Raw genomic sequence first — 7,083 nt, 5'->3', positions numbered from 1 at the left:
ACCGCCGCCAGATGACCGTGGCGCGCCGCGTCGGGATGCCCGTCGAGGCGGTTGGGGTTGACGAGGGCGAAGCCTTCGGGAAGTTCGGTTGCGCATTTGTGATGATCGACCACCACGACATCGACGCCCACCGCCTTTGCCATGCCGAGCGCCTCGAACGCCTGCGCGCCGCAATCCACCGTTACGATGAGGGTCGCGCCCTCCCCCGCCAGCCGCACCAACGCTTCGCCCGAGGGACCGTAGCCTTCCATCAGGCGGTCGGGGATGTAGGGCTTGGCATCGAGGCCGAGATCGCGCAGCAACCGGATGAGCAGCGCCGCACTGGTCGCGCCGTCCACGTCATAGTCGCCGAAGATGCGAACCTGCTCCTTCCGCTGCACCGCGTCGGCAAGCCGCTCGGCCGCCGCGTCCATGTCGCGAAAGAGGCTGGGATCCGGCATGAAAGCGCGGATCGTGGGATGGCGATGCGCCTCTACCGCATCGCGCGCGCACCCCCGCGCCATCAGCAGCTGCGTCACCAGATCGTCGGGCAGATAGGCAGAATCGCGGCCATCGGCGGCCCCGCCGCGCCAGCGCCAGGGCTGCCCCGCGATGGACCGGGAAATGTTGAGAGCAAAGGTCATCCCCCCGCTCTACCCCTCCGCGAGTCGGGATGGAAGCGCGGGGAATCATGTCGCAGGCGGAACCGTGGCAACCCGTTGTGCGTATTGCTTCTTCGCCGGATATAGACAATGAGCACGGCACGAAGGGGGTCAAGCAGCGTGACGATGGGACGACCGGCATATCATGTCCGCCGCATGATGGCCCTTTTCCTGATTAGCGCGTCGCCTTTTCCCCTGATGGCGCAGACGCCTCCCCCCGCCACCGCGCCGGCTGGCGAGGCCGAAGAGCCGATCCTTCCAGACGACCAGTTCGACGCACGCCTGCCCAAAGTCGAGGGGACGGATGCCGGAGCGCCCCTTCCGTCCATGGACAACTGGATCGACCGGCAGATGCCGCAGCAGCCCTCCGCCGCGCCTGCCACGTTGCCACCGCCGATCGAGCCGGTCGAGGAACGGGAACTGGCGCAGCCGCTGCAACCGCTGGGCAGCGTCACCGTCCCGGACAACAGCATGTTGGGTGAAGATCCTGCCGAAAAACTGCCCGAAGTCCGCTATGCCACCAGCGTAGAGGGGTTCGGCAAGACGGAGCTGGAGGACGAATTCCGCGCCGAATCCGCCCTGATCGACGGAAAGGGCCGGGCCGAAACCGCTGCGATGGTACAAGCGCGCGCCGACGAGGACGAGAAGCTCGCCGTGCGGCTGCTCTATTCGGAGGGCTATTACGACGCGACCGCGATCGCCGGGCTCCATCAAGCCGGGGACGGCACGCTCAAAGCCGTTGTCACGGTGACGCCCGGCAAGCGGTACAAGATCGGCAATATCGTCATCGCCGCCGCGCCTACCGTGCCGCCGACGCTGGTGCGGGACAGCCTTCCGCTCAAGACCGGCGACTATATCGTTGCCGCCAACGTTGAGAGTGCGGAAGCCAATATCGGCGTCAAGCTGCCGGAAAACGGCTATCCTTTCGCCAAGGTGGGACAGCGCGACATCCTGCTCGATCCCGCGACCGTTACCGGCGACTATACCCTTCCCGTCGAAGTCGGGCCGCGTGCGTCCTTCCGCGCCATCGCAACGCGCGGCGAGAAGCAGGCGTTCGGCGCGGACCATATGGAAGTCATCCGGCGCTACAAGCCCGGCGAACTTTACGACAGCCGCAAGGTGGACGACCTGCGCAAGGCGCTGGTGGCGACCGGGCTGTTTTCCAGCGTCGGCGTGGAGCCGGTGCGGACCGGTGAGCCTGGACCGGACGGGACCGAATATGTCGACCTGATGGTCGATCAGGAAGCGGGACCGCCGCGCACGCTGGCGGGCGAGGCGGGCTATGGCACCGGGCAGGGTTTCCGGGCGGAAGGCACCTGGACGCACCGCAATCTCTTCCCGCCCGAAGGCGCGCTGATCGCGGGCGCGGTAATCGGCACACAGGAACAGGGCGTGTCAGGCACCTTCCGCCGGTCGAATGCCGGTAAGCGAGACCGCACGTTCCAGACCGGCATCACGCTCAACCACCAGAATTACAATGCCTATGAAGCCTTTACCGCCGGTGTGAACATCGGCTGGTCGCGCCAGTCGACGCCGATCTTCCAGAAACGATGGACCTACAGCTACGGCGCGGAAATCCTGGGCACCAACGAGCAAGTGGTGATCGATCCGGCGACGGCGGACAAGGTGCGGCGTACCTACCTGATCGCCGGGCTGCCGCTCCAGATCGGCTACGACCGGTCCAACGACCTGCTGAACCCGACCAAAGGGTTCCGCGCCAACCTGCGCGCCGAACCGGAAGGATCGTTGCAGGGCAATTTTTCTCCCTATCTGCGCGCGACGTTCGACCTGAGCGGCTATTTCCCGGTGAGCGACGGCATCGTCATCGCCGGGCGCACGCGACTGGGCACCATCAGCGGCGTGTCGCGCGACGACGTAGCGCCTTCGCGGCGCATCTATGCGGGCGGCGGCGGATCGGTGCGCGGCTTCGGCTTCCAGGAACTTGGCCCCAAGGACGCCAAAAACGATCCGATCGGCGGCCGGTCGGTCAACGAATTCGCGGTCGAAGGACGTTATCGTTTCGGCAATTACGGCGTGGTGGCCTTCGTCGATGCGGGGCAGGTCTATGACAGCCAGACCCCCAAATTCAGCGACATGCGGTATGGCGTGGGCATCGGCGGGCGCTTCTATACCAATTTCGGCCCATTCCGCGCCGATATCGCCATGCCGATCGACCGGCAGCCGGGCGAATCCAAATTCGCCGTCTATATCGGCATAGGACAGGCCTTCTGATGGCGCAGGACGATACCCCTCCCCCCGCAGAGGTCGTGACGGCGCGCGAAAAGCGTCCGCTGTGGCAGAAGATAGCCATCGGGATCGCAGGTGCGGTCATAGGATTGGTGCTGCTGGTGGGCGTCATGCTGCTCGGCCTCAATACCCAGCCGGGCAAGCGCTTCCTGATCGGGCAGATCGCCGCGCTCCAGCTGGAGTCGGGCATGAAGATCGAAGTCGGGCGGATCGACGGGTCGATCTACAGCGACATGGTGATCCACGACCTCGTGCTGCGCGATCCCAAGGGCGTGTTCGCCGTGTCGCCCCGCGTCCATGTCGTGTGGAAGCCTTTCCGCTATGCCAACAACCATCTGTCCGTCAGCCTGCTCGAAAGCCCCCTGATCGTGCTGGCGCGCAGTCCGCAGTTCAACCAGACCCCGACCGATCCCAACGCGCCGATCCTGCCCGACCTGGACATCGATGTGGACAGGTTGAAGATCGCCCGCTTCGTACTGGCGCGCCCGGTGATCGGGCAGAAGCGCGAGATTGCCATCGACGGCACCACCCATATCGCCGACGGACGCGCGCAATTGTCGGCCAGCGCCATCGTCGACAGCGGCGATCGCTTGCAGGCGAAGCTCGACGCTGTGCCCGCGCAGAATCGCCTGGCGATGAGCGGCACGCTGACTGCGCCCAAGGGCGGCGTCATCGCCGCGATGTCGGGGCTGACCGATGGGGTGACCGCGACGCTGGACGGGCGGGGAACGTGGCAGGCGTGGAACGGGAAGCTGATCGCGACCAGCCCCAAGGGCGAACTCGCCAACCTGTCGCTGGCCGCACGCAACGGCAATTTCGCAGTCAAGGGGCCGCTGCGTCCGGGGCTGGTGTTTGCGGGGACGGTCGATCGACTCACAGCGCCGCAGCTCGATGTCGATCTCCTCGCCGGGCTCAACGAACGACGCGTCAACCTCAAGGGCACGCTGCGCTCTCCCGCGCTGGCGGCCGATGCGCAGGGCCTGATCGACCTTGGCAAAAGTCAATTCAGCGCGCTGCGGATCAACGTCGCGCTCCTGACGCCCGGTGCGATCATGGATAAGGTGCGCGGGCGCGATGTGCGGGCGTCCGTGACCCTGGACGGGCCGATGGCCACGCCCTTCATCGACTATGATATCACGGCAAAGGCGCTGGCGTTCGATGCGACGGGCATCGAGAATTTGAAGGCCAGCGGACGCGCGGTGATCGACAGCGACCGCATCCGCATCCCGGTGAATGCGACCGCGAGCCGGGTCACCGGCCTCAACGCGGCGGCCGGCGGCCTGCTCACCCGGCTGCGCGTAAAGGGCGATTTCGCCTATGCCAGCGGCAAGCTCATCAGCGACAATCTGAAGATCGACAGCGACCGGGTGGATGCCACCGCCATCGTCCTCGCCGACCTTGATAAGGCCATTTATCGCGGTGCGCTCAAGGGCCGGGTCAACGACTATAAGATCGACGGGGTCGGTATCGTCAACCTCAACACCGACGTCGAACTGGTGCCGGGGCCGCGCGGCGGCTTCGGCCTTGCCGGGCGGTTCGGCGTGCGCACGGCGCGATGGGAGAATGCGTCCGTCCGCGATTTCCTCGGCGGCAATGCCGTTGCCAGCGGGCGAATCGGCATGACGCCCGAAGGCAAGTTCACGCTGACCGGGTTGAAAGGTGCGGCGCCCAATTTCACGATCCGTTCGGGATCGGGCAGCTACGATACGGATGGACGCATCGCCTTCGATGCGACCGCGTCTTCCAAACAATATGGTCCGCTCGCGCTGACGGTGCGCGGCACGATGGAGCGCCCGCAGGCCGTGCTGCGCGCGGCGCGGCCCAATGTCGGTGTGCAGCTTAACGATGTCGTTGCGAAGCTGAACGGAGAAGCGGCAGGTTATCGGTTGGAAGCGACAGGCGGCTCGCCCTATGGCCCCTTCTTCGCCAATGTGCTGATTCGCACCGCCAACGGCCCCCTGACGATCGACGTGACGAAAGCGCGCTTTGCCGGCGTAGACATGAACGGTCGCATTCAGCAGAGTGCCGCCGGGCCGTTCACAGGCCAGCTCGCCATGAACGGATCGGGCATTACGGGTCAGGTCCGGCTTGCGGCAGCGGGCAAGGTGCAGGGCGTCGACGTTAATGCCACCGCCAGCAACGCGAAGCTGCCGGGTGAGGCGGACATCGTCATCGGTCGTGCAATCGTCACCGCATCGGTGCTGCTGACCGAACAGCCGCAAATCCGCGCCGACGCGCAGATCGCGAATGCCGCTTATGGCGATTATGTCGTGCGCAAGGCGCGCGGGCGGATCGACTATCGCGGCGGACGCGGGCGCGCGCAGTTGGTTGCAGACGGATCGAGCGGCGTGCCCTTCTCCATCGCCGCCAACGCGGCGCTACGCCCAGACCTCTATGCCGTGGCATTGCAGGGGAGCGCCGCCAATATCGGTTTTCGCCTGGCGCAGCCTGCGATCGTCCGGATCGAACAGGGCGGCTATCGGCTGGAACCTGCGACGCTGGTGTTGCCGCAGGGCAAGGTCGACCTTGCCGGGCGTTTCGGCGGCACGACGGCGGTGCAGGCGCGGTTCAAGGATTTCGATCTTGCGATAGCCAACATCGCCGCGCCCGGCCTCGGCATCACCGGGCGGGCGACGGGCAGCCTCGACTATACGCAGCAGGGAAGCGCCTTCCCGACGGCGACCACCCGCATCGCTATCTCCGATTTCCGCCGGTCCAGTCTGACGGCGGTATCCAACCCCGTCTCGATGGCGATTGAGGGCAAGCTGTCTTCGGCAGGTGGCGACCTGCGCGGCCTGATCCGCCGTGGCAATGCGACGCTCGGGCGGTTCGTGGCGACGCTGGCGCCTCCGGGCGAAGGCGCAGGCTGGACGCAACGCTTGCAGAACGCACCGTTGAGCGGAGGCATCCGCTATTCCGGACCGGCGGACGTGCCCTTCTCCTTCGCCGGCCTTGCCGACCAGCAACTGCGCGGCGGCATCGCCATAGCGGCGGACTTCGGCGGGCGGCTGAATGCGCCGCAGCTCAACGGCCTCGTTCGCGCCAATGCGCTGACTTACGATAACGAAACGTTCGGCACGCGAGTGACGCAGATGCTGCTCGACGGACGCTTCACCAACGATCGTTTGGAAATCCGCAATTTTTCCGGGCGTGCCGGGGACGGCACCGTGCAAGCATCGGGCACGGTCGGGCTGGCTGCGGCAAGCGGCTTCCCCATCGACATTTCGGCCAAGCTGGATCGCGCACGGTTGGCGCGCAGCGAAGCGATCACCAGCGTGGTGAGCGGTACGCTATCCATCACCAACAGCGCGGCGAACGGCGGGCTCATCAAGGGCGATCTGCGTTTGCCGGAAACCCGCTATCGCGTGGCGTGGCAGGGCGGCACCGAAATTCGCCAGCTTACTGGCATCCGGCGCAAGGGCGATGTCGACGATCCGCTAGCGGCCCGCACCGCCTCCCGCCAGGCCGCCGCCGCGCCTGCCGTGTGGAAGCTCGACATCCGGGTGCGTGCGGACAACGAAATCTACGTGACCGGCATGGGGCTGGATTCGGAATGGAAGACCGACATGCGCGTCACCGGCACCACCGCCGCGCCGCGCGTCACGGGCCGACTTGAGGTGCTGCGCGGGCGCTACAGCTTCTCGGGCCATCAGTTCAATCTGGACGAGGGCGTCATCAACTTCAACGGGCCGATGACCAATCCGACGCTGAACATCGAAGCCACGACGCGGATCGATAGCGTGACGGCGGGCATTCGCGTCGCGGGCAGCGCGCAGCAGCCCGATATCAGCTTCATTTCCACGCCGACGCTGCCGCAGGACGAAATCCTGTCACGCATCCTGTTCGGCGACAATGTCGCCAACCTTTCGCCGCTTCAGGCGGTACAGCTCGCAGCGGCGCTGAACGGCTTGCGCGGCGGGGGCGGCGGGCTCAATCCGATGGGCAAATTGCAGGGTGCGTCAGGCATCGACCGCATCGGCATCGTCAGCGGGGACGAAGCGACCGGACGCGGTACGTCACTGGCAGTGGGCCAGCATATCTCCAACAACATCTATGTGGAGGTGGTGACCGATTCGCGCGGCTTTACCGCGACGCAGCTGGAAATCGCGCTGTCGCGGACGCTCAGCCTGCTGTCGAAGACGGGGACGAATGCCGGATCGTCGGCAAACCTGCGCTATTCGAAGGATTATTGAGG

General features: G+C 65.9%; 3 protein-coding genes. 2 read left to right on the top strand and 1 reads right to left on the bottom strand.

The annotated features are described in order from the left end of the window. Positions 1 to 623 (bottom strand): DHH family phosphoesterase (locus DI606_RS01125; RefSeq protein ID WP_293979098.1); only part of this gene is annotated, 623 nt, incomplete at its 3' end. 174 nt (positions 624 to 797) lie between these two features. Here DI606_RS01125 and DI606_RS01120 point away from each other — a divergent pair. Together DI606_RS01120 and DI606_RS01115 are read left to right on the top strand one after the other, a co-directional pair. After that, positions 798 to 2,873 carry an autotransporter assembly complex family protein gene (locus tag DI606_RS01120; RefSeq protein ID WP_293979115.1) on the top strand — a complete coding sequence of 692 codons (2,076 nt, stop codon included), beginning with the start codon at positions 798 to 800 and terminating at the stop codon, positions 2,871 to 2,873. Further along, positions 2,873 to 7,081 (top strand): translocation/assembly module TamB domain-containing protein, encoded by a 4,209-nt coding sequence (locus DI606_RS01115; protein ID WP_293979097.1) that lies wholly within the window; start codon positions 2,873 to 2,875, stop codon positions 7,079 to 7,081. The genes DI606_RS01120 and DI606_RS01115 overlap by 1 nt, the downstream gene beginning before the upstream one ends. The last annotated feature ends 2 nt before the right edge of the window (positions 7,082 to 7,083 follow it).

Origin of the sequence: Sphingobium sp. (genome assembly GCF_003248505.1) — a bacterium.
Lineage (GTDB): Bacteria > Pseudomonadota > Alphaproteobacteria > Sphingomonadales > Sphingomonadaceae > Sphingobium.
This window is presented reverse-complemented; position numbering and strand designations above follow the sequence as displayed.